23 protein-coding genes, 2 rRNA genes, 1 other RNA gene and 1 pseudogene are annotated in these 24,374 nt (G+C 35.8%); 21 read left to right on the forward strand and 6 right to left on the reverse strand.

Going from position 1 to position 24,374, the window contains the following annotated elements; genetic code table 11:
- Positions 1 to 15: 15 nt before the first annotated feature.
- On the reverse strand, positions 16 to 585 hold the full coding sequence (locus NMU03_RS06990) for a chromate transporter (RefSeq protein WP_290141922.1): 570 nt from the start codon (positions 583 to 585) through the stop codon (positions 16 to 18).
- Positions 582 to 1,142, reverse strand: a complete 561-nt coding sequence (locus NMU03_RS06995; RefSeq protein ID WP_290141924.1) for a chromate transporter — start codon at positions 1,140 to 1,142, stop codon at positions 582 to 584. The genes NMU03_RS06990 and NMU03_RS06995 overlap by 4 nt, the downstream gene beginning before the upstream one ends.
- 194 nt (positions 1,143 to 1,336) lie before the next feature.
- Between NMU03_RS06995 and NMU03_RS07000 the strand changes: the two genes are divergently transcribed.
- From NMU03_RS07000 to ssrA, 5 genes are all read left to right on the forward strand, one after another.
- Entirely contained in the window at positions 1,337 to 1,585 is a 249-nt protein-coding gene (locus NMU03_RS07000) for a hypothetical protein (protein ID WP_290141925.1), read from the forward strand.
- Positions 1,586 to 1,822: 237 nt separating this feature from the next.
- A complete protein-coding gene (secG, locus tag NMU03_RS07005; protein ID WP_290141926.1) occupies positions 1,823 to 2,044 on the forward strand; it encodes a preprotein translocase subunit SecG in 222 nt (73 codons plus the stop codon).
- A gap of 64 nt (positions 2,045 to 2,108) precedes the next feature.
- The gene (gene rnr, locus NMU03_RS07010; RefSeq protein ID WP_290141927.1) at positions 2,109 to 4,226 is read left to right on the forward strand and encodes a ribonuclease R; all 2,118 of its coding nucleotides are present in this window, start codon (positions 2,109 to 2,111) and stop codon (positions 4,224 to 4,226) included.
- Positions 4,227 to 4,331: 105 nt separating this feature from the next.
- The gene (smpB, locus tag NMU03_RS07015; RefSeq protein ID WP_290141929.1) at positions 4,332 to 4,778 is read left to right on the forward strand and encodes an SsrA-binding protein SmpB; all 447 of its coding nucleotides are present in this window, start codon (positions 4,332 to 4,334) and stop codon (positions 4,776 to 4,778) included.
- 1 nt (position 4,779) lies between these two features.
- Positions 4,780 to 5,134: a transfer-messenger RNA gene (ssrA, locus tag NMU03_RS07020) on the forward strand.
- 442 nt (positions 5,135 to 5,576) lie between these two features.
- Here ssrA and NMU03_RS07025 read toward each other — a convergent pair.
- A complete protein-coding gene (locus NMU03_RS07025) occupies positions 5,577 to 7,052 on the reverse strand; it encodes a DDE-type integrase/transposase/recombinase (RefSeq protein ID WP_290141930.1) in 1,476 nt (491 codons plus the stop codon).
- 167 nt (positions 7,053 to 7,219) lie between these two features.
- Complete coding sequence (locus NMU03_RS07030) at positions 7,220 to 8,899, reverse strand: IS1634 family transposase (RefSeq protein ID WP_290141931.1); 1,680 nt, start codon at positions 8,897 to 8,899, stop codon at positions 7,220 to 7,222.
- 690 nt (positions 8,900 to 9,589) lie between these two features.
- Between NMU03_RS07030 and NMU03_RS07035 the strand changes: the two genes are divergently transcribed.
- Positions 9,590 to 9,907: a hypothetical protein gene (locus NMU03_RS07035; RefSeq protein WP_290141932.1), complete on the forward strand. Its 318-nt coding sequence runs from the start codon at positions 9,590 to 9,592 to the stop codon at positions 9,905 to 9,907.
- Positions 9,908 to 10,245: 338 nt separating this feature from the next.
- Here NMU03_RS07035 and NMU03_RS07040 read toward each other — a convergent pair whose 3' ends face one another.
- The gene (locus NMU03_RS07040) at positions 10,246 to 10,512 is read right to left on the reverse strand and encodes a hypothetical protein (RefSeq protein WP_290141933.1); all 267 of its coding nucleotides are present in this window, start codon (positions 10,510 to 10,512) and stop codon (positions 10,246 to 10,248) included.
- 39 nt (positions 10,513 to 10,551) lie between these two features.
- Between NMU03_RS07040 and tnpA (NMU03_RS07045) the strand changes: the two genes are divergently transcribed.
- From tnpA (NMU03_RS07045) to NMU03_RS07075, 7 genes are all read left to right on the forward strand, one after another.
- Positions 10,552 to 10,815, forward strand: coding sequence for an IS66 family insertion sequence element accessory protein TnpA (gene tnpA / locus NMU03_RS07045; RefSeq protein WP_290138208.1), 264 nt, complete (start codon positions 10,552 to 10,554; stop codon positions 10,813 to 10,815).
- Positions 10,812 to 11,159 (forward strand): IS66 family insertion sequence element accessory protein TnpB, encoded by a 348-nt coding sequence (gene tnpB / locus NMU03_RS07050; RefSeq protein ID WP_290140619.1) that lies wholly within the window; start codon positions 10,812 to 10,814, stop codon positions 11,157 to 11,159. Before tnpA (NMU03_RS07045) ends, tnpB begins: the two co-directional genes overlap by 4 nt.
- 66 nt (positions 11,160 to 11,225) lie before the next feature.
- Positions 11,226 to 11,483, forward strand: coding sequence for a hypothetical protein (locus NMU03_RS07055; RefSeq protein ID WP_290138210.1), 258 nt, complete (start codon positions 11,226 to 11,228; stop codon positions 11,481 to 11,483).
- Positions 11,480 to 12,808 (forward strand): IS66 family transposase, encoded by a 1,329-nt coding sequence (gene tnpC / locus NMU03_RS07060; protein WP_290141934.1) that lies wholly within the window; start codon positions 11,480 to 11,482, stop codon positions 12,806 to 12,808. Before NMU03_RS07055 ends, tnpC begins: the two co-directional genes overlap by 4 nt.
- 104 nt (positions 12,809 to 12,912) lie before the next feature.
- Positions 12,913 to 13,119: a hypothetical protein gene (locus tag NMU03_RS07065; RefSeq protein ID WP_290141936.1), complete on the forward strand. Its 207-nt coding sequence runs from the start codon at positions 12,913 to 12,915 to the stop codon at positions 13,117 to 13,119.
- 289 nt (positions 13,120 to 13,408) lie between these two features.
- Positions 13,409 to 14,017 carry a DUF1349 domain-containing protein gene (locus NMU03_RS07070; RefSeq protein ID WP_290141937.1) on the forward strand — a complete coding sequence of 203 codons (609 nt, stop codon included), beginning with the start codon at positions 13,409 to 13,411 and terminating at the stop codon, positions 14,015 to 14,017.
- 330 nt (positions 14,018 to 14,347) lie between these two features.
- Positions 14,348 to 14,587 (forward strand): hypothetical protein, encoded by a 240-nt coding sequence (locus tag NMU03_RS07075; protein WP_290141938.1) that lies wholly within the window; start codon positions 14,348 to 14,350, stop codon positions 14,585 to 14,587.
- 264 nt (positions 14,588 to 14,851) lie between these two features.
- Here the strand turns inward: NMU03_RS07075 and NMU03_RS07080 are convergent, their stop codons facing one another.
- Positions 14,852 to 15,487, reverse strand: coding sequence for a TetR/AcrR family transcriptional regulator (locus NMU03_RS07080; RefSeq protein WP_290141939.1), 636 nt, complete (start codon positions 15,485 to 15,487; stop codon positions 14,852 to 14,854).
- Positions 15,488 to 15,613: 126 nt separating this feature from the next.
- On the opposite strand from NMU03_RS07080, the gene NMU03_RS07085 reads away from it, so the two are divergent.
- From NMU03_RS07085 to NMU03_RS07120, 8 genes and pseudogenes are all read left to right on the forward strand, one after another.
- Positions 15,614 to 16,768, forward strand: a complete 1,155-nt coding sequence (locus NMU03_RS07085; protein ID WP_290141940.1) for an iron-containing alcohol dehydrogenase — start codon at positions 15,614 to 15,616, stop codon at positions 16,766 to 16,768.
- 29 nt (positions 16,769 to 16,797) lie between these two features.
- Positions 16,798 to 17,391: a histidine phosphatase family protein gene (locus NMU03_RS07090; protein ID WP_290141941.1), complete on the forward strand. Its 594-nt coding sequence runs from the start codon at positions 16,798 to 16,800 to the stop codon at positions 17,389 to 17,391.
- Between the two features lie 150 nt (positions 17,392 to 17,541).
- Positions 17,542 to 17,698: pseudogene (locus NMU03_RS07095) on the forward strand (amino acid--tRNA ligase-related protein); the annotation flags it as partial.
- Between the two features lie 363 nt (positions 17,699 to 18,061).
- A complete protein-coding gene (locus NMU03_RS07100) occupies positions 18,062 to 18,529 on the forward strand; it encodes a hypothetical protein (RefSeq protein WP_290141942.1) in 468 nt (155 codons plus the stop codon).
- 272 nt (positions 18,530 to 18,801) lie between these two features.
- Positions 18,802 to 19,248, forward strand: coding sequence for an IS200/IS605 family transposase (gene tnpA, locus NMU03_RS07105; protein WP_290141943.1), 447 nt, complete (start codon positions 18,802 to 18,804; stop codon positions 19,246 to 19,248).
- A 477-nt stretch (positions 19,249 to 19,725) separates the two neighbouring features.
- Positions 19,726 to 21,248 (forward strand): 16S ribosomal RNA (locus tag NMU03_RS07110).
- An 18-nt stretch (positions 21,249 to 21,266) separates the two neighbouring features.
- Positions 21,267 to 21,428: a hypothetical protein gene (locus tag NMU03_RS07115; RefSeq protein WP_290137913.1), complete on the forward strand. Its 162-nt coding sequence runs from the start codon at positions 21,267 to 21,269 to the stop codon at positions 21,426 to 21,428.
- Between the two features lie 30 nt (positions 21,429 to 21,458).
- Positions 21,459 to 24,343 (forward strand): 23S ribosomal RNA (locus tag NMU03_RS07120).
- The 16S and 23S rRNA genes sit together here, the layout of an rRNA operon.
- Positions 24,344 to 24,374: the final 31 nt, after the last annotated feature.

Consider the following 24,374-nt stretch of genomic DNA (forward strand, 5'->3'; position numbering starts at 1 on the left):
GGATAACTCTTTTCTTTATAAAAAAGGTTGTGTGATAAAATATTGTGCGACATTTAAAACACCAGCTAATATCATGACAAAAATAGGATTCATCTTCCATTTTATAAGTAACAGCATACATATAGAAAAAATGATAACCATTTGAATTTTCAGTGTTTCTATAGAAATGCCTAATTCTCCAAAAAATGAAGATACAATAATTGTTAGACCGGCACTGGCAATTAAAGATACAACCGCCGGTCTTAATACATTTAAAACAGATTGTAAAGATTCCATTTTACGATATTTCATGTATAGCCATGCAATGACTGTAACAATAATGCAAGATGGTAAGATACATCCCAAAGTGGAAACAAGAGCACCAGGGAAACCAGCAATTTTTGTTCCTACAAATGTTGCTGAATTAACCGCAATTGGTCCAGGTGTCATTTGTGAAATAGTGACTAAATCAGTAAATTCTGAAATTGTTAGCCAGTGATGTAATTCTACAACTTGATTTTGGATAAGAGGCATAGCAGCATATCCACCACCAAAACTAAATGCTCCAATTTGTAGAAAACTTAAAAAGAGTTGTAAAAGTATCATGATTTCACGCTCCTTTTCAATAAGAAAGTCTTTATAAGTCCAATCAAAATGCAAATAAGAATAATATAAACAACATTGATATTAAAAACGTATGTTAAAATAAATGAGAAAAACATAATAAATAGAGAAAAAATATTATTTTCATGAACTATCCCAGCTGCCATTTCATAAACAACTGCTCCAATCACTGCGCCGACACCAGCTTGCATACCTTCTAACATTAATGAAACTATTAGATTAGTACGAAAGGCTTCATAACAAAATGATAATAAAGAAATGACAACAAATGGGGGAATTATTGTCGCAATGACAGAAATAATGATTCCTAAAATTCCAGCTAATTTGTATCCAACAACAATAGCGCCATTGACAGCGATAGCTCCAGGTGATGATTGTGCAATGGCAATTAAATCTAACATTTCATCTTCATCAATCCAATGATATTCACTTACAAATTTTTTACGCATTAATGTCACAATGACATATCCGCCACCAAAGGTGAAAGCACTCAAATATAAAGTTGAAAGAAATAAAGTTAATAGTTTTTTCTTTTGCATAATGACAACCTCCGTTATTATCATACAAAAACTTGAAAAATATGTAAATCTTATTATTTGATGTTTGAGAGTATTGTGGAAGTGAAAATGATATATTTTGTAAAATATTTGTTAGAACACTATTTTTTTGTTAAAATATAAGCGAATAGAAACAATAAGAAAAGAAAAAATAATTGTATAGAAGAGATAGAAATATGAATCAAAAGGTATTAAAAGATGTGGGTATTGATGTGGAAGATGCATTATCTAGAATGATGGGAAACGAAAATTTATTTAAATGTATGATGTCAAGATTTGTTGATGATCCAACATATCATCAACTATTGAGTGCTATTAAAGATGATAATCAAGAAGAAATCTTTCGTCATGCTCATACATTAAAAGAAATTTGTGCAAATCTATCAATCAAACCACTAGAAGATTTGTTTGTTAGACAAGTTTAATTCATTAGAAATGATGATTTAAAGGTGGCTTTATCATTAATGGGAGAAATTGATAATAAATATAATCAAACAATTCATGCGATTCAAGAAGTTTTTCAAGATTAGTTGTATGAATTGGCTATAGAATATGTTTTGTTTGATGTTCTCTTATTGATGTTGAAGAAAAAGTGTTGTATTTTTATGTTGATTGTGATAGTATTGTTATGCTAATGTATAAAAAGAAAAGGAGGTACGACAATGGTTTTAAATATTTTACTCGTTTTAGTTTCAGTAGCTCTTATTGTTGTATGCCTATTACAAAGTGGAAAATCTGATGGTGTTGTTAATGCTTTGACAGGTCAAAGCTCTAACCTATTTGCCCACCAAAAAGAACGTGGAGCTGATTTGGTTTTAACACGAATAACTATTGGACTTGCAATTGCATTTTTTGTTCTTGCAATCTTAATTAGAATGGGTTAATCATTAGGGCACTTTGATGTGTCCTCTTTTTATTAATTGGATAAACTAAAAGTGAGGTGAAAAAATGAAAGAAGAAATATTAGAGTTATTGGCTGATCGTAATTATACAAGAAGAAAGATTCAAGAATTAGCTGAACATTTTCATATGATGGATACACAGGATTATGTATCGTTTATTAAATTGATTAATGAAATGGAAGATGAAGGACTCATTATTAGAAGTCGTATTAATGACTATTATTTAATTAATCAACTTCAATATTATAAAGGTGTTTTAGAATTAAATAAACGTGGTTTTGGTTTTGTGAAAGTGGATGAAGAAAGAGAATTTTATATTCATGATTCTCAGATGAAAGATGCGCTTAACCATGATACGGTGTTGATAGAAAAAATCAAGTCACATGGACAACGTGAAGAAGGACGTGTTGTACGTGTTCTTAAACGAGGACAGTTAAGATATGTTGGAGAAGTTAAACGAGGACGTAAAGATTATATTGTAAAAACTGATGATCAAAAGTTTGATAAACCAATTATTGTAGATTCAGCACATATGCATGGAGCGATGCCAGGACATAAGGTTGTTGTGGAAATTAAAACTTTTAAACCACAAATCAAAGGTGATATTGTAAAGATTATTGGACATCGTAATGATCCAGGTGTGGATATTTTATCTATTGTTCATGCACATGATGTGGATATTGAATTCCCTAAGGAAGTCTATGAACAGATTGAAGATATTCAAGATGAAATTGATCCAAGTGATATTAAAAATCGTAGAGATTTAAGAACTGAATTAATTGTCACAATTGATGGTGATGATGCAAAAGATTTAGATGATGCTATTTCTTTGAAAAAATTAGAAAATGGACATTATCAATTAGGTGTACATATTGCAGATGTGTCTTATTATGTGTCAGAAAATTCACCATTGGATAAAGAAGCAATTAAAAGAGGAACGTCTATTTATTTAGTTGATCGTGTGATTCCTATGCTACCACATAAGCTATCTAATGGAATTTGTTCATTAAATCCTCGCGCTGATCGTTATACAATTAGTTGTATCATGGAAATTAATAAACATGGTGAAGTAGTTAACCATGAAATTATTCCATCTGTGATTCATTCTTCTTATCGTATGACATATAATAATGTGAATAAGATTTTAGATGGTGACCAAGAGTTACAAAAAGAATATGCACCAGCAGTTCCATTGTTTTTCTTGATGCAGGAACTAGCAACTTTATTAAGAAAAACACGTGATGAACGCGGGGCTATCGACTTTGATGTGGATGAAGCCAAGGTGCTTGTGGATAAAACAGGAACACCTACAGATGTTGTATTAAGAACACGTGGAACTTCTGATAAAATTATTGAAGAATTTATGTTGAAAGCGAATGAAACAGTTGCCGAACATTTTAAATGGATGGATTTACCATTTATTTATCGTGTTCATGAACAACCAAAATTGAAAAAACTTCAACAATTTGCCAATATTGTAAAACCTTTAGGATATACAATTAAAGGTTCATTAGAACATGTTTTTCCTAATGAACTAAATGCAATTATTCAAGCTTCCAAAGGAACTGAAGAACATGTCATTGTCTCAACGTTATTATTAAGATGTATGCAAAAAGCACGTTATGATGCTAAGTGTTTAGGACATTTTGGTTTGGCTGATGAGTATTATACACATTTTACTTCACCAATTCGACGTTATCCGGATTTATTGGTTCATCGTTTAATTCGTACATTCCTATTTAAACAGGATTATAAACAGACTGCTCATTTTGAAGAAGTGATTCCTGAATTGGCTGAACAATCTTCTTTAAGAGAAAAAGAGGCTGTGGATATTGAACGAGAAGTGACTGATATGAAGATGGCTGAGTATATGTCAAAACATATTGGGGAAGAATTTGAAGGAATGATTTCTTCAGTGACTTCTTTTGGTTTCTTTGTTGAATTACAGAATACAATTGATGGTTTGGTTCATATTACTGATTTAACTGATGATTATTATCATTATAATGAAGAACAAATGATCTTGACTGGAGAAAGAACAGGTAAGATATTTAAATTATCTGATAAAGTCAAAGTTAGAGTTGTAGCTTGTGATAAAAAAGAACGTACAATTGATTTTGAAGTTGTAGGAATGGAGTCAAGAAAGAAAAAACGAAGATTGTGAAAATTAATGATAGAAAAGTAAAGACAAAACGAACAAAAAAGGGTAAAATAAATAAGTCTAATAAAAGACAAACAAGAAGACATAGATAGAAAGGATGTGATATGCATGAAGATTGTGACACAAAATAAGAAAGCTTTTCATGATTACTTTATTTTAGAAACATATGAAGCTGGAATAGAATTAAAAGGGACAGAAATTAAATCTGTTCGTTTGGGTCATGTGAATTTAAAAGATGCTTTTATTCGTATGAAAAATGATGAAGCATTTATTGAAAACATGCATATTGCTCCTTATGAACAAGGAAATATCTTTAATCATGAGCCACTTCGTAATAGAAAATTATTGTTGCATAAAAAGCAAATTAAGAAATTACAAAGAGAAGTGAAAGAAAATGGTTTAACGATTGTTCCAACGAAACTTTATTTTAATACGTCTAAATTAAAAGTAGAGATTGCTTTGGCTCGAGGTAAAAAATTGTATGACAAACGTCAGGATTTAAAAGCCAAAGATGCGAAAAGAGATATGGAAAGAGCATTGAAAAATGCTTACTAATGGGGGCGTCTTGGATTCGACAGGGGTCAGTTTGAATGGAACTGCAGCCGTGGGCATACGTTAATTGCAAACAAAAAATATCTGGAAACAGACAACAATTATCTTTCGCTTGCTAGTCGACGTTAGACTTTAGCGAATATCAGCCTATAACATACCTATGGTTATAGAACTGGTAAAATATCTAATAGGTTAAGGGTATAAAGGGTCTGACTTTATATCACGAAAATCAACAGAATCGCTAAGTGAAAGACTGCTTGTGGATCGTAGCTTAGTTAAATTCATTCGACAAGATAAGCTGTAGACGTTTCATATGGGACGGCTTTTGGACAGGGGTTCGATTCCCCTCGCCTCCACCAAATTTAATGTGCAATGTGGATGTCGTTGAAATTGTGTCGATATAATCAACATAATTTCGATTTTTCATTCATTCTTAAAAAGTCTATTTACCGTGTATGTCATCCTAAAATAATGGGATTTCAAGCACTAAAAATAGACCTTTTTTTATTGGAGTTTGTGCAATCTGTATGTCACATTTTTATAAATAAATTGATGTTTATATAGACATTAAATCGTTTTTGTGATGATAATATAAAAGGGTAGAGTCAAAAATCTATGAAAGTTTTACTCTTTGCAACTTTACAAAGTGTACGATGACTCTGGCAGGATGCATTTATTTGAAAATCTTTCTTTGTCTTTTTCCAAAATTTACGGACTGCCATCTTTCCAATAAAAAAGCCCATTTTTGGGCGCAATGAGGGTATCGTTTCTCACGTCATTTTTTTAAAAATGGTGAACTTTCTATGCTGCGTGATATTGTGAGCTGTACTCGATAAGTTGCAGCCATCTGTCAGGCATAAGCATATCCTTTTTGAACAGACCGTCATCAACAGGCGTCTTATAGTTCAGTGCTGAATGCCTTCTTAAGAAATTGAAGAAGCATACAAACAGGACCATATAACTATTTGCACATTCAAGCCTGTCATAGCCATTTGTTCCCTGATAGTTTTGCTTGTATGTCCTGTTGAGGCGCTCCTCAATCTGCTTGAAAGGTCTGTATTTCTGTGATTCCTCATCAAGATTCTTTACACCGATGACCTGATGCAGGTCAAACTTGATTCCATTGATTTCAAAGAAAACCTGTGCTGCATTATAGATTGGATTCCCATCTGTTATAAGAGTCATGTCATCTGGGATTTCACTGTAATGACTTAGACACTCATAAATAGATGTACAGGCACATTTTGTATCTCTTACGGGATAAATTGTGTAAGAAGTGATGATCTTTGTCTTGGGATCAGACCAGAAGAACACGTAATGATTCTTGCCTCTTATCTTAATATAGGTTTCATCGCCGGACAATATGGAGCCAAGCCTGTATGGATACCTGTCAACAAGAGGCTTGACCAGACGTGATACAGTTGTCGCATAGTTGATGACTGTCTGGTGTGATATTTTAAAGCCATGGACTTCCCTGATGATCAGTGCAGTCTTTCTTGAAGAAAGACCATAGTTGACGTAATAGGTCAATGCCAATCCAAGGATTCTGTGATCAAAATGAATTCTTGAAAGATTGACAGGAGTTGTGATGTTTTCTTCAGCCTTTTTAAGACTGTCAAGATTGAACTTGAAGTCACGATAGTGATAGCGAAGCCTGTACTGATTGCTTGAAGTCAGAAGGTGTTCTCCCTTTCCTTCATCGACAAGCTTTTTGTTTTTGATGTAATAGGGGCATTTCATGCTTGGGCATACAAAAACAAGATATCCCTGGCGGTCGTGCTTCATATCAAGCTTTTTGCCACAATGAGGACAGAAGATGCCCGTTTCACCGGAAAGAGAGATCTTCAGGGAGAATGTCTGGCAGCATACCTTGCACATGAACTGACCGCGACCATTGTTGTCATAGATATATTCATGAGGAGCACCACAAAAAGGGCAGACACCCTTAAAGTCAAAATTATTGTTTCTTCTGTTGACAGGCTTGATAGGACGACCATCCTTTAATGCATTTCTAAGAATATCTTCAAAACTCAGCTGAACAGGTGCTTCCTTTTTGAAGACAGGAGGCTCGTCAATTTTAAAGTCGGCATAAGGAATGGTATGATCATTCTTATTGGATTTCTTTAATTTCTTAAACTCTTTTTTAAGAGTGGGATTGATGTGTTTATCAAAGAAATCAATCATCCAGTCGAGATGGATTGTCACCTGCTCAAGGTGATAAATAAAATCAGAGGAATTAAGATGATACTCAACAGAATGAGGGATAGACTTTATCAACTGAAAGAAATCAATATATTTGGAAAACTTAAAGTTAGATTTAGAAAAAGAATTTAAATTATTTAAGATATGTGTTATAGTACCTGACTTTGGTATCCAACATTAAAATATAGTGAGACTTTCATTGAAAAACAGTAGTAATCTTTTAAGTGATTGCTACTGCTTTTTTATATTTTGTACCTGAATATTTGTTTTACTTGCCTTTCTGTCAAGTAATAATTTGTTAACGGTAATTTTGTCATTTGTTCAAAGTCTTTTATGAACTTGCTTGATGTTGTTACGTTGATATATTTACTTTCTCCCTTGACTATCTTAAAACTTTTTACAAATTTCATAATTTCCTGTGTACTATATTTATTGTTCAAGATTTTGAATTGGGATATTCTTTCCAATAATACTGCCAGGTAACATATCAAAAAATGTCCCTTTATACTGTTTTCTTTTTGAAGGAATACTGGTCTGGCATCCAAATCGGATTTCATTATTCTAAATGATTCTTCTATCCTCCATAAATTGTGATAGGTATTGTAGATGTCTGTTGACTTCATATTTGTTTCTGATGTGATCAATAAATTATAACCTGCCAGTTCAAGTTCTTTTTCTATGATGTCTTTATTGATTGCTGCCTTTGCTTTTTCTCCATTTTCATTAGTGAAATTAACGTATTTTCCTAGATCTCCATATTCGGCTCTTTTTGCCTGACTGTAACATAGGCTTCTTGCCTTTTCAACCTGTTTGCTGATTTCATATCTTTTTTTAGATGCAAGCTTTGGATTATAAGTCACTACTCGTTTCTCAGTAAAATATATAGTCTTCTTTTTCCCGTCAATTTCTATATGATAAGGAAATTTGTCAATGCATGACTTATATCTGTATAATAATGTACCATTATCATTTTTTATTTCTTTCCAGTCTTCATTATTCAACAATACCCATATCTTTTCTTTTTCAGGGAGAGTCTTGACAGATTTGGAGAATAAATAGCCATCTCCATTTTCTTTAGAAAAAGCAATGTTTTGAGTGCAGTTCAATCCCTTGTCAGCTACATGTATAGTTTTTCCTGAAATTTGGTTTTTCTTTTTAAGAGCCTGAATCACATCTCTTAAGACTGGCTTTTCACTTTCATTACCAGGAAACAGCTTCATGCCAATAGGGATTTGATTGGCATCAAGCAATAGCCCTAAACTCACAATAGGGTCTTTTCTATTTTCTTTTGATGGACCCTTTCGTCTAAAATTATCTTCTTTATCGATTTCAAAATAGAAATTGGTACAATCAAAATAAGTCCTTGAAGTATTGATATTATAGACTTTCTTCATCTGCTCATTAAAAATCTCGATGAACTTGCCGTAATCATTGCCCATGAATGCAAGACCGTCTAGAAGCTGATTATAAGAAAAATGAGTGGCACCTCTCAATTGAGGAATAACTTCATGAAAAGTTCTGTATTTACTGCAAGGATTCACAAGTCGGGCAAAAATAAGAGAGGAAAGCAATTCGTACAGATCAAATTCAAAAGAATTGGAAATATTGAAATAGTCAACAAACTTTTTGATATTCATTTTATTCAGTAAAGAAACAAAAGGAAAATATCCTAAATAAAGTTCAGGAGATGATTCAGAAATTTTGAGAGCCTGACTGTTAGAAATTTCATCATTAAGAGCATTGACTTCTTTTTGGAAATGAGCGATAGGATCATCAATTCCTTTGGCTTTCCAAGATTCGACAGAAGCGAGGGATTTAAAGGTGCGGTGAGCTCCACAGCGTTTTTGAGGGGAATAGTAACTTTCCACGATAGAAAGGTAGGTACGCCCGTTACGATGAGTTTTTTTAAGAAAATAAGCCATAAATAACCTCCATAATAGATATCACTAGTATCACTATATAAATTATAACATAAAAAAATAAATAAAAAAAGATAAAAAACAAAAAAAGCCGATAAAATCGGCATAATATAATATTTGATAAAAAAGGATTACTAAAAAATATAGTGAGAACTCCTAAAGACGGGTTGTCACCTGCTCAAGGTGATAAATAAAATCAGAGGAATTAAGATGATACTCAACAGAATGAGGGATAGACTTTATCAACTGAAAGAAATCAATATATTTGGAAAACTTAAAGTTAGATTTAGAAAAAGAATTTAAATTATTTAAGATATGTGTTATAGTATTCATGTGAAATATCCTTTCGTTAGATTTTGTGTAAAGAATACTATAACATGGATATTTCACTTTTTTAATACAAATTTTAGAGAAATAGTAAAAAAATAAGAATACAAATTATTATTAAAATAGAACAAATAAAACAAATCAAGAGTAGTGCATTTGTGTTGTCATATAGCAACTTTTGACACTACCTATAAAAGAGTGAGGTGCAATATTATGAAGAACTTAAATAAGCAAGTGAAAATAAAAATCGGTATAGGGTTTAGTCTTATAACATGCATAATCGTTGCATGTAGTATATATTGAATTGGATTATAACAAAAATATCATTTCTTTTGGAAAAACAGGAAGATAATGAGGTGATTATACATGTCATGGAAAGACATTAAAATAGATGATATTGCGGAAATTGAGAAGGTAGTTGCAGAATATGAAATAGGTGAAATAAAAAAAACACCATGGGGGAAATTTCGAGTTAAAGTTTTGGAAAAACAGTCTGGAACTTTTGTTGCTATTACCAATTTAATGTATATTGATAAAACTGGGTTTGAGAACGCAGGATATGGCGAAGGAAGTAGTGAAGAAGAAGCATTGGAAAAAGCAATAAGAGATTTAATGCAATGGTTGCCTGATGATAAAGAATTGTCGGAAAAAGATTTTACAGTATCCGATCCTTATGATTTTTAATGTAAGTTTACTTAGATTGGAAAATAATGTATTTTTAAAAACTAAAGGATGCAAGTATTTTTATAAAAGTTAATCGAATGACTAAATAGATTTATTGTAAATATTGTTTTTGATGGCAATTTGAAATGTAATATATATTATTTGGGATATGTATTCTTATTTTAAGATTATCAAAGTGTGGAAAAAAATAGAAATGTTGTTCATAAATATAAAATAGAGTTAAATAATATATCAATTGATTGTGTAAGAATTTATTTGGTTATCAGAATTAATAATATTTAAAAAGGGTCATTTTGTTATAACATATGACCCTTCTATTTTTGTTTGAGTATAGATTTTTAATTGATGGCAGTACCATTGACGTAGAGTTTGTATCCGTTAAAGTCAATATTACTATTTGTAGAATCACTATTTTCTAATGATGATACATAAGAATCTCCAGTTAATTTGATTTTGGAAGAACTATCTAATGTCAATGTGATATTTTTAGCTTCGTTGTTTTGATTAATTGTTCCTTCATAATAAGAGTTTGTATTCATATTCATATCTAAGGTTGAAATGTAAGCGTCAAATGAAATAGCACTGATATTTATAAAACAAATCATATAAAATGTAACTACCAATTGAAAAGGAGGTTTAGCTACATGAAATATGATTGGAAAAAGATCATTGATGATCAGCTGAACAGTGGACTCACTGTTAATAAATACTGTGATGAACATCATCTTGCTCTCAGCTCTTTCTATAAAAATAAAAGGAAGATTCAAAAGGATTCGGTTTCTACTGATATCTTTCTGCCTGTTGGAGTTATTGATGACATGCCAGCTCTTGTATCGATGAATATTGATGGTCATACTGTTGAATTTGATTCTTCATTGCTTGATAAAGTCATTGGTGCATTAAAATGATCATTAACACCGATGAAATCAAGAATATATATGTTTCAAGCCATTATGTTGATATGCGAAAGTCGATTGATGGTTTGACACAGATCGTGAATCTTCAGTTTCAGATGAATGTTCTTGATCATAGTTTGTTTATCTTTACAAACAAAGCCAGAAACAGGATCAAGATACTCTATTATGAATCCAATGGTTTCTGGCTGTTCATCAAAAGACTTGAACATGGCAGGTTCAAGATTGAAGAACATGATGATTCCAATACAAGAAAAATAACTTCCACTCAGCTCAACTGGCTTTTGGAAGGCCTTGAATTTGAAGAAAAATTCAAAGAAAAACAGCTTCTCATCTAATAATTCATATTGAAGTATGGTACAATACTATTCGTTGAATTATTAAGATATGGAGTGAATTATACAATGGATCTGAGAAATCTAAGTCAGGAAGAACTAATCAAAAAAATCAATATGCTTGAAGAAAGAATCAAAAGACAGGATAACGAGATCAATGTTTTAAGTGAACAGTTAAACTGGTACAGTCAGCAGATCAGACTTCAGCAGAAGAAGCTTTTGGTTCATCATCAGAAAAAACTGTTCTTCCTGACCAGATTTCTCTTTTTGATGAAATTGAAATTGAATCAACTCCAATCAAAGCAGAACCAAAACTTGAAGAAGTGACATATAAACGAAAAAAGAAAAACAATAAACGTGGCATTGATATTTCATCATTACCCGCTGTAACAAAGATTTATGATCTAGAAAACAAGAACTGTCCTGACTGTGGTGAGCCATTAAGAAAGATTGGTGAAAACATCAGAAAAGAACTTGTCTATTATCCTGCAAGGTATGAAGTTATTGAGCATGTTCAATATGTCTATACCTGTGACAGATGTGAGGAAGATTCATTAAAATCAAAAATATTCAAGGCAGATATGAAAGCTTCCGTTATCTATAAGAGTTTTGCATCACCATCACTTTTATCATATATTATTGATAATAAATTCAATAAGGCATTGCCTTTATACAGACAGGAAGTGATGTTCAATCAGATTGGATTGAAACTATCAAGACAGACAATGGCCAACTGGATGATCAAGCTTCATGATGAATATTTCAAAAGAATGACTGATTATATGCATAAGACACTTCTTCAAAGTGAATATCTGCATGCGGATGAAACAACGAATCAGGTTTTGAATGTTCCAGACCAGAAACCAACAACAAAATCCTATATGTGGGTATACAAGACAGGACGAAGTGAAGACAAGCAAATTGTTCATTTCATTTATGAAAACACAAGAGGTCATGAACATGCAAAGAAACATCTTGAAGGATATCATAATATACTTCAGACAGATGGATATCAGGCCTATGACAAACTTGATGATATCAGACACATGGGATGCTGGGCACATTGTCGTCGAAAGTATTTAGAAGCACTTGATGGTGCACCATCTGATACAGATCTAAAAGGTACTGCAAGTTACAGACTTCTTCATAAGATCAATAAGCTTTTTACGCTTGAAAAGAAATTAAAAGGCAAAAGCTATGAAGAGATCAAAGACACAAGGCAAAAAGAAGCAAAGCCAATCATTGATAATTTCTTCAAGGATGTCAAGGAATGTGCAAAAGTAGCAGTTGAAAAGACCAAACTCAGCCAAGCCTTAACATACAGCATCAACCAGGAAGAAAACTTAAGATTATATCTTGAAGATGGTCGTATTGAAATATCCAACAATCGAGCAGAAAATTCAATTCGTCCATTCTGCGTAGGTCGTCGCAACTGGCTGTTTTCAAACACAGTTAAAGGAGCAGAAGCAAGTGCAGCAATCTATTCGCTCCTTGAAACAGCAAAACTTAATAATCTCAAGCCATATGATTATTTTGAATATCTTTTAACAGCATTAACTGAAATAGATATTAATGATGACAAGGAACTAGAAAAGATCATGCCATGGTCAAAATCATTACCAGAAAACATATATCTGACTAAAAAATCGTAGAAATACGATCTTTTAGTCGTTAAATGAAATCCAATAAATAATTACAGTCCTATTATAGTGTTTCTTTATCATTATTTATAGGGCTTTATTATTTGACGCTTACAATGAAATTAAAGAAAATAGGATTAACTGCCATTTCAATGGTTATGCTTTTTTCAACTGCAATGAGTAATCTATCCATTGTTAGTGCAAAACAAATAGATGTCCTTATTAGAGAGTATGAAACAGGATATAAAACAGATAAAGGAACAAATCTGTTAAAATTGCGTATTAAAAGTGATGATATTCCAGACTATGAAACCAAGAAATAAATAGTACAGGTATCATACAGATAGCAGACAACTGAAAAAACGCCCATTTTATCAGTGGTTTAGGCGTATACAACTAGCATACAACCACAGATAAATGGTTAGAATTTTTCCGTAAAAATGCATTTTTTCCGTAAAATGCCGTGAATTTTCCGTGAAAAACATTGAGAATTTGAGCAGGAATTCGAATAAGATTTCCTGTTTTTTTAAATATGAAAAAATATAGAAAGTATGTGTTTTAAATATTATAATGATTTATGTAAATAAATTGGAAATTGTAGGAGGATTAAAGATGAAGATTGATGTCAATAAATTAGAATGGACTAGGGAACCATTGAGTTTTGTTATTTCACCAGAAAAAGTAGAAATTATTACTAAACCACATACAGATTTATGGCAGAGAACATACTATCATTTTTGTAATGACAATGCACCTGTTTTTCAAATGAGTACAGAGAAAAAGTATTTTTCTTTTATAGTTAAGACAGAATTTGAAAGTAAGCATCGTTTTGACCAGTGTGGGGTTGTTGTATATTTAGATAGTGAAAATTGGCTTAAAGGTTCCATAGAATATGAAAACGAAACATTTCAACATTTAGGAAGTGTTGTAACAAATGATGGATATTCTGATTGGGCAACAACGGAAATCAATGCTTCTGTCAAAGCTATGTGGTATAGACTTAGTCGCCGTGAAGATGATTTTTGCATAGAATGTTCTGCTGACGGAAAAATATATCAGCAAATGCGTATTTGTCATTTGTCGAAAGCAGTAAATAAAATTTCTTTTGGAATATACGCATGTAGTCCAGAAAATTCATCTTTTAAAGCTACTTTTAGTAACATGGAAATTACAGAATGTCAATGGTTGGCTCATAACGGGCAAGCACCAGATATAGATTGATATAAATCCCAGTTTAACAACTTTATATAACATTAACAAAACGGTTATTTCATTTTTGATTAACCGTTTTTTCTTTATCAATTTTTATTAATGAAAGGAAGCGATTGATTGAAAGATATATTTACAGAAATGTAGATAAAAATTGGATGCCTTTATGTATCTAATTTGCCTAATTATAAATGTGCAGTTTTGAATGAGATGAAGCATCTTTGTCTGTTTGATTATTCAGAAAAACAACAGTAAGTATGTCATAGCAAGAAGAGGGATGGGATATAGGGAACGATTATCCAAAAGAAAGTATGGAAACATCAATGAACCACTGATGACAAGGTGGAGAAAATACAGTATCATAACAAATCAGTAATTAGAGAAAGCATTCATGATGATAATCATTATGGTTATGATTATTCAAGGGTAGACCATGTGGCTATAGTGAAGGAAGTTATCATCATGATAGATAAAAAAGAGTTATACCCAACCAAATCGAAGAACTTACAGACAATAGAAAATTATCTGATAGACAGGATAAGGAAAGATATAACTCTATTCAGGCTGCAAGAAAAGACCTGAAGCCAACCAAAGTGAAAGGCTGGTGGAATAATCAAGGATTATTCCCTTTCTTGTTACTATAAGGAGAAATTTAATTTTTGAACTAAAATAGAATTAGTGGTTAAATCCACTTTAAGAGTTGAATTTTTTCTCCATCTTGAATATTTTCTTAAAATTCATAGACCTATATATTTTATGCAATCATTTAAATGATTTACAATTATTAAATTCCATTTATGCTTATTGTATTAACTGTTTTGCTTGCTGTTTTCATATAAAAATGAATTAAATATTAAGTAGAATGATAGATATAAAATGGTACAAATGTACTACAAAATCAATGTCTTCTATTTTAAGATTGGCAAGTTTCATAGCCTCTATATAATTTTTTTGATAAGCAACACGATCGTATAAATAAACACAGTGATATAAAATAGTAAGGTATATATCAAATGCTTTTTGTCTGTCTATGTTGAATGTTTTTTCTAAAATATTGAATAAATTTTTTGTATGTTCAAATGTTTTTACTTTGAATTCTGCAAGTTTTTCAATGGTTACATTTGTTTCAATAATAGCATTTAATATTTGGTGATATTTAATAAAGTCTAAATGTTGGTATATTGTTTTGCTCATAACTTCTGATAATAAATCAGGAGTTATTTTTTTATTTATCAATTGCTCAACTATGTCATCTATCATTGCTTTTTCTTTTTGAAGATAAATCATCAAAAAGATTTCCTCTTTTGATATAACATATTTATATAACCCACCTCTTGCAAGACCTACCTCTTTTGCAATGACAGATAGTGTAATTTCATGATATGTTTTTTCATGAAATAAGCGATCTGTAACATCCATAATTTGTTGTAATCTTATAATTTTGTTTTCCTGACTTTTTGCTCGTATAAAGTGTTTATCCATTGTTTTCCCACCTTTTATTGCATTATAACAAAAAATTATTTAAAAATCAATTGACAAGAGGCAAAGTGTCACTTATAATATTTTGTGTAAGAGACACATCGTCTTTAAAATATAAGGAGGGTTACTATGAGAGATTTTGTGTATCAAATGCCAGTAAAAGTTTATTTTGGAGAAAATGGTGTTAAACAGCATTTGAAAAATGAATTGAAACATTATGGAAAGAACATCATGATAGCTTATGGAAAAGGGTCAGTTAAAAAAAATGGAATTTATGATGATGTTGTCAATGTCTTAAATGAGTGTGGAAAGAATATCATTGATTTCCCTGATATTCCAGCAAATCCAACTTATGAGAAAGTTTTAGAAGGAATCAAATTATATAAAGAAAATGATGTTGATTTAATTATTGCTGTTGGTGGCGGATCGGTTGTAGATTGTTGTAAGATCATTTGTGCAGGAACTGAAGTTAATGATGATATTTGGGAACTAGAATTTGAAAAAGGTATTATTCCCGAAAAAATGGGTAATTTCGCAGTCATTTTAACATTATCAGGCGCAGGAGCTGAAATGGACTGTTTAGGTGCTGCAACATATGAAGCAAAACATGAAAAGAAAACTTTAGTAGGACCATATGCTAAATTTGTTATTGAAGATCCTCAATATATTATGAGTGTTCCGTATAAGGTATTTATGCCAGGAGTTTTTGATAGTTTAACACATTGTATGGAAACTTATTTTGGGAAAACTTTCAATGTATCAGATTTGATGAATGAAGGGTTAATGAAAGATATCATTTATAATATGAAAGAATTAATCAATGGTCATGACACAATAGAGGTACGTTCTAATTTAATGTGGGATGCATCATTAATTCAAACTTTCTTATTTAATGTTGGTAAACCAGGTGATTTCCAAGCACATCAAATTGAAAATGCATTAGGTGCATACTCACATGGGACTCATGGTAAACAACTTGCAGTTATTCAACCAGCATATTATCGAGCTGTATATAAAAATGAGATAAGCAAATTTGCAAGATTTGCAAGAAATGTTATGGGTGTTAACGAAAAAGGTGATGATGAAGATATTGCATTAAAAGGAATTGAAGCATTAGAACGTTTAATTAAAGATGCTAATCTAGCAACTACATTTACTGAAATGGGATATGAATTAACAAAAGATGTTGCAAAAGTTGTTTCACAAATTTGTGGAGTGTCTAGCACTGGTCCAAAAGAATTAACTCGTGAAGAAATATATGAATTATTAATGAGGTGTAGATGATTTATTAATAAAGAAAGGATGAAAGAAATATGACTAAACATTTATATTTAATGAGACATGGAGAAACATTATTTAATGAAAGAAGAAAAATTCAAGGATGGTGTGATTCCCCATTAACAAACAAAGGAATAAAACAAGCTGAGGTTGCAAGAGAATGTTTAAAGGATATTCAATTTGATCATTATTATAGTTCTACATCTGAAAGATGTTGTGATACTTTAGAAATAGTAACTGATTATAAGGTTGAATATAAGCGATTAAAACAGTTAAAAGAAAGAAACTTTGGTACTTTTGAGGGTGAAAGTGAAGACTTAAATCCTAAAAGAGATGGTACGTTTGATTATGATGATTTATTCCCTCATTATGGCGGAGAATACTTAGAAGATGTTGTGAAAAGAATGTCTAACACTTTAAAAGAAATTATGGATAAAGAGGATCATAAAAATGTTCTTGTTGTTTCACATGGTGGTGCTTGTTATTCGTTTTTAAGTAGTGTTGTTGATCCAGCTATTGTTGATATGCATGGAGGATTTACTAATTGCTGTATTCTACATTTTGAATATGAAAATGGTCAATTTAAATATATAGAAATTATAAGACCACAAGTTGAAGATAATAACTGAAGAAATTATAAAAATTGAGGGAAGAAGCAGAGCGTTAGATATCATTTATACTAAATGGCATATAAAGTGGAATAGAAAATGTTGCAAATTAAAGATATATAATGCCTCATAAACACTCGAAAAAGCTTGTGTTTTTGTATTGTTCTATACGAAATAGATTTAGATTATATAGAAACATATAGAATATGGTTTACGACTAACAGGTGGAATGGGTATGGGAATTGATAGACTTGTTATGTTATTGACTGATCAAGAAAGTATCCAAGAAGTTATTTTATTCCCACAAATGAAACCTAGAAATAAATAATTGAACCTCATACAGTGTATAGATAACAGGCGTACAATCAAAATTTGTGCGATGTAATCAGCACTATTTAAATCACACAAGTATCATACAGATAGTAGATAAAAGTCATTGATTTTTCCGTGAAAATGCATTTTATGTCGTAGATTCCGTGAAAAAGTCGTGAAAAATAGAGCAGATTTCTAATAAAGATTTCTGCTCTTTTTATGTAAAACAAAGAAAAATTAAGCAAATCTTTATTTCATTGCTAATAAATTTGATTCCTATCAATTAAAACTAAAGTCAGATTTTTAATAAAAATGATTAAAAGTATAGACTTTTTCTCAAATATATGCTGATAATAATGATGAAGGGTGGAGAGATATCATGAAAAGAATATTAATAGGATTACTAGTTTTAATGCTTGTTACTGGTTGCAGTCCAAATAGCAAGTCGTATGTTTTAGAAAAAGATAATCAGGAGACAACAGAAACAATTACTAATAAAGAAAAGACTGATGAACAGCAAGAAACTGATGAGAATAAAGTAAATCAGGAAAAGGGAAAAACGGACACGTCAAAGTCTAATGATTCAAAAGAAGAAAATAAGAAGTTTGATGATAAGAAAACAACATCTAAATCAGATGGAAAGAGTGAAAAAAGGAAGATTCAAAAACGACGACAAGCAAAGAATCTAATAAGAATACAACAACCAATACTCAATCAAAACCATCAAACAGTAGTACTTCATCTTCATCCAGGAGTAGTAGTCAAACCTCAAATTCAAACACTCAGAACTCATCAAGTTCACAGAATAAACCATCTGATAATTCATCATCACAGCAAAATGAGATAAAGCCAAAACCTAGTTATCCAATGATGGTTGCTGAAATAAAGGCTTATGCAAAAAGTTATATACAACAAAAAGGATATATTTATGATGAAAGTGGTATTGGATATAATAAGTTCTGAAGTATCCGAGTGAAGGATACGGAAGAACTCAATGGGCATTTCACGCAGCTTGCTGCGTAATGCCGAACGAAGTATGATATAATAAATTGTGTAAAACAATTTATTATCGAAATCACAGAGTGATTTCGCAATCATACGAGAGTGAGGGCGATGCTAATGGGAAATAGTCAATTTATACATCTATCACATAATGCGAGTAATCTTGTTTACCACATTGTCTGTCCGGCAAAATATCGTCGCGTAGTATTTGATGATTCTGTTGAAGAATATCTGAAGCAAATTTGCCTTGGGATAGAACTGAGATATGATTATATACATTTTCTTGAAATAGGGGCAGACAAAGATCATATGCATTTTCTTGTTCAAAGTACATCTGAGTATGCTCCTTCAAAATTGGTAAAAATCATAAAAAGTATAACTGCAAGTCAAATATTTGCTGGGTGTCCGCAGGTCAAAAAACAACTATGGGGAGGACAATTCTGGAGCGACGGATATTTTATCGCATCCGTCGGTAAAAATCAAAACGAAAAAGTAATCAGAGAATATGTGAAAGAACAGGGCAAACAAGATACGGAATATAAGCAGTTGTATTTGAGTATATGACAGCATCGCATAAGCGAAGCGTGAAGATTCCCGGGTCAAGACCCGGGGAATCTTCATTCAATATGGATGGTTTTAGATATTGTTATTATGATGAATGAAATTAATATGGGAAATTATATATAGAAAAAATATATTTTTATACAAATATGTTGGTGATTGTAGTTATATTTGTATTATCAATAATAGTGTAGAAAAGAATAAAAATATGATAATAAATAATATTTTTACAAGAAAAGAGTAATCTTTTGATAAATATCTAAATAAACAAGCAGAAAAAAACATTGATGGAAAGGGGGTAAAAAGGAAAAGTTAAAAAAAGATAAAAAAAGACTTGCAAAGGGGAGATAGAGATGGTATTATAGATGGGCACTCGAGAGAGGGCGACAGGGACATTGAAAACTGAACAGTAAACACGTCAATAGAAGATAAAGAAAAGAAAGAAGAGTCAAGAAGACAGGAAGTTGTCTTTAGATAGAGACAATGGAGAGTTTGATCCTGGCTCAGGATGAACGCTGGCGGCGTGCCTAATACATGCAAGTCGGACGCAGTGCCAAGAGCACTGAGTGGCGAACGGGTGAGTAAGACATAAGCAACCTGCCCCTGTGAGGGGGATAACTGCTGGAAACGGCAGCTAAGACCGCATAGGCATCGAGGTCGCATGACCATGATGTTAAATGTCCCACGGGACAGCACGGGGATGGGCTTATGACGCATTAGCTAGTTGGCGGGGCAGCGGCCCACCAAGGCGACGATGCGTAGCCGGCCTGAGAGGGTGGACGGCCACACTGGGACTGAGACACGGCCCAGACTCCTACGGGAGGCAGCAGTAGGGAATTTTCGGCAATGGGCGAAAGCCTGACCGAGCAACGCCGCGTGAAGGAAGAAGTCATTCGTGATGTAAACTTCTGTTATGAAGGAAGAACGCTGGATGGAGGGAATGCCATGCAGGTGACGGTACTTCATGAGGAAGCCACGGCTAACTACGTGCCAGCAGTAGCGGTAATACGTAGGTGGCGAGCGTTATCCGGAATCATTGGGCGTAAAGAGGGAGCAGGCGGCAGTGCAGGTCTGCGGTGAAAGACCGGAGCTAAACTTCGGTAAGCCGTGGAAACCGCACAGCTAGAGAGCATCAGAGGATCGCGGAATTCCATGTGTAGCGGTGAAATGCGTAGATATATGGAGGAACACCAGTGGCGAAGGCGGCGGTCTGGGGTGCAGCTGACGCTCAGTCCCGAAAGCGTGGGGAGCAAATAGGATTAGATACCCTAGTAGTCCACGCCGTAAACGATGAGTGCTAAGTGTTGGGGGTCAGACCTCAGTGCTGGAGTTAACGCAATAAGCACTCGCCTGAGTAGTACGTTCGCAAGAATGAAACTCAAAGGAATTGACGGGGGCCGCACAAGCGGTGGAGCATGTGGTTTAATTCGAAGCAACGCGAAGAACCTTACCAGGTCTTGACATGCCGTCAAAGGCTCCAGAGATGGAGAGATAGTCATGGCGGACACAGGTGGTGCATGGTTGTCGTCAGCTCGTGTCGTGAGATGTTGGGTTAAGTCCCGCAACGAGCGCAACCCCTGTTGCCAGTTGCCAGCATTAGGTTGGGGACTCTGGCGAGACTGCCTCTGCAAGGAGGAGGAAGGCGGGGATGACGTCAAATCATCATGCCCCTTATGACCTGGGCTACACACGTGCTACAATGGACGGATCAGAGGGCAGCGAAGCCGCGAGGCGGAGCGAAACCCAGAAACCCGTTCACAGTTCGGACTGCAGTCTGCAACTCGACTGCACGAAGCTGGAATCGCTAGTAATCGCGAATCAGCATGTCGCGGTGAATACGTTCTCGGGCCTTGTACACACCGCCCGTCACACCATGAGAGTTGGTAACACCCGAAGCCGGTGGCCCAACCGCAAGGAGGGAGCTGTCTAAGGTGGGACTGATGATTGGGGTGAAGTCGTAACAAGGTATCCCTACGGGAACGTGGGGATGGATCACCTCCTTTCTAGGGAGAAGAGAGAAGATGTGGATACTGTTTGGTTTTGAGTGTATCTGTAAAGATGCATTCAAGGCAGGAACATTGAAAACTGAACAGCAAACTTTCTACAAAGAAAGCGAAGAAACGAAAGATGAAAGAGATCAGGAAAGAAAAGAAGAAGGTCGAAATCATCTAGTTGCAAACTAAGAAAGCACGAAAGAGAACTTGAACACTTTAGGTTAAGCGAAGAAGAGCGTATGGCGGATGCCTGGCCACCAGGAGGCGAAGAAGGACGCAGCAAACGGCGAAACGCGACGGCGAGCAGTAAGCATGCTAAGACCCGTCGATATCCGAATGGGGGAACCCGTCATCCAAGGGGATGACATCGACAGAAGTCGAGGCGATACGCAGGGAACTGAAACATCTCAGTACCTGCAGGAAAGGAAAGTAAGAACGATTCCGTGAGTAGTGGCGAGCGAAAGCGGAGGAGCCCAAACCATCAGATGATGGGGTTATAGGGGTGCCGATAAAGCCAATGTGACATGACAGGAGAAGCGCAGGGGAAGGCGCAGCGAAGAGGGTGAAACTCCCGTATCCGAAGTCGTGGAGCGAGGCGAGGCAGGCCCTGAGTACGTCGGGACACGAGGAATCCTGACGGAAGGATCGAGGACCATCTCGAAAGGCTAAATACTCCCTGGTGAGCGATAGTGGACCAGTACCGTGAGGGAAAGGTGAAAAGAACCCCGGGAGGGGAGTGAAAGAGAACCTGAAACCATATGCTTACAAGAAGTCAGAGCCCGTTAAGGGGTGATGGCGTGCCTTTTGTAGAATGAGCCGGCGAGTTATGATATGGAGCGAGGTTAAGCAGGAGATGCGGAGCCGAAGCGAAAGCGAGTCTGAAGAGGGCGACAGTTGCATGTCATAGACCCGAAACCGGGTGATCTAGCCATGATCAGGTTGAAGTCGGGGTAAGACCCGATGGAGGACCGAACCGACCCCCGTTGAAACGTTGGCGGATGAATTGTGGCTAGGGGTGAAATTCCAAACGAACCCGGAGATAGCTGGTTCTCCCCGAAATAGCTTTAGGGCTAGCGTCGCGAGGAAGTCGCATGAAGGTAGAGCACTGAATATGTGATGGCCTCATCTCGAGGTACTGAGCATAATCAAACTCCGAATGTCATGAGGACATGCGCGGCAGTCAGACCATGGGTGATAAGGTCCATGGTCAAGAGGGAAACAGCCCAGACCATCAGCTAAGGTCCCCAAATGCATGCTAAGTGGAAAAGGATGTGGAGATGTACAGACAACCAGGAGGTTGGCTCAGAAGCAGCCATCCTTGAAAGAGTGCGTAACAGCTCACTGGTCGAATGACTCTGCGCCGAAAATTTACCGGGGCTAAGCATGATACCGAAGCTATGGATTTACGGAAGTAAGTGGTAGGGGAGCGTTCCAGACAGCGATGAAGCGGCATCGGAAGGAGCCGTGGAGCGTGTGGAAGAGAGAATGCCGGTGTGAGTAGCGGCACGTGGGTGAGAATCCCACGCACCGGAGACCCAAGGTTTCCAGAGGAAGGTTCGTCCGCTCTGGGTAAGTCGGGACCTAAGGCGAGGCCGAAAGGCGTAGTCGATGGACAACGGGTGGAGAGTCCCGTACCGGAGTGCAGGCGAGGGAGTGACGGAGACGGCTAGGCTGACCAGCTGCTGGAAAAGCTGGGGCAAGCGAGGTAGGGGCCATCCAGGCAAATCCGGATGGCATAACCCGAAGGCGTGATGCGGATGGAACATTGCGATAAGTACAGAAGATGCCAAAGCCGGCTTCCAAGAAAAGCTTCTAGCATAACTGCACTCTGCCCGTACCGAAAATGGACACACATGGGTAAGGAGAGAATCCTAAGGTGAGCGAGAGAACTATAGCCAAGGAACTCTGCAAAATGACTCCGTAACCTAGGGAGAAGGAGTGCTCAGTGAAAGCTGAGCCGCAGTAAAACGGCCCAAGCGACTGTTTACCAAAAACACAGCTCTCTGCGAAGACGCAAGTCGAAGTATAGGGGGTGACGCCTGCCCGGTGCTGGAAGGTTAAGGGGAGTGGTCAGCGCAAGCGAAGCCATGAACCGAAGCCCCAGTAAACGGCGGCCGTAACTATAACGGTCCTAAGGTAGCGAAATTCCTTGTCAGGTAAGTTCTGACCCGCACGAAAGGCGTAACGATTTGGGCGCTGTCTCGGCTGTAGACTCGGTGAAGTCTTAGTACCTGTGAAGATGCAGGTTACCCGCGACTAGACGGAAAGACCCCATGGAGCTTTACTGTAGCCTGATATTGGACTCTGATGCATGATGTACAGGATAGGTAGGAGGCTAAGAGACGGATACGCCAGTATTCGAGGAGCCGACGTTGGGATACTACCCTTGATGCATTGGAGTTCTAACCGGGCCTCATGGAGCTGAGGACGGGACAGTGTCAGGTGGGCAGTTTGACTGGGGCGGTCGCCTCCCAAAGAGTAACGGAGGCGCCCAAAGATACCCTCAGCATGGATGGAAACCATGCGCAGAGTGCAAAGGCAAAAGGGTGTTTGACTGCGAGACAGACGAGTCGAGCAGGGACGAAAGTCGGGCTTAGTGATCCGGCGGCACCGAATGGAAGGGCCGTCGCTCAACGGATAAAAGCTACCCTGGGGATAACAGGCTGATCTCCCCCAAGAGTTCACATCGACGGGGAGGTTTGGCACCTCGATGTCGGCTCATCGCATCCTGGAGCTGAAGTCGGTTCCAAGGGTTGGGCTGTTCGCCCATTAAAGCGGTACGCGAGCTGGGTTCAGAACGTCGTGAGACAGTTCGGTCCCTATCTGTCGTGGGCGCAGGAAGTTTGAGGAGAGCTGCCCTCAGTACGAGAGGACCGGGGTGGACGGACCGATGGTGCACCAGTTGTCACGCCAGTGGCACAGCTGGGTAGCCAAGTCCGGAAGGGATAAACGCTGAAGGCATCTAAGCGTGAAGCCCCTCCAAGATGAGACTTCCCATTCGTAAGAAGGAAGGTCCCTCCAAGACGAGGAGGTAGATAGGTCATGGGTGCAAGCATGGCGACATGCTGAGCTGAATGATACTAATAGACCGAGAGCTTAGCCAGGGAAGTGTGAAAGGAAAAGCTGTTCAGTTTT

The sequence above is a fragment of the Allocoprobacillus halotolerans genome (genome assembly GCF_024399475.1).
Classification (GTDB): Bacteria; Bacillota_I; Bacilli_A; order Erysipelotrichales; family Coprobacillaceae; genus Allocoprobacillus; species Allocoprobacillus halotolerans.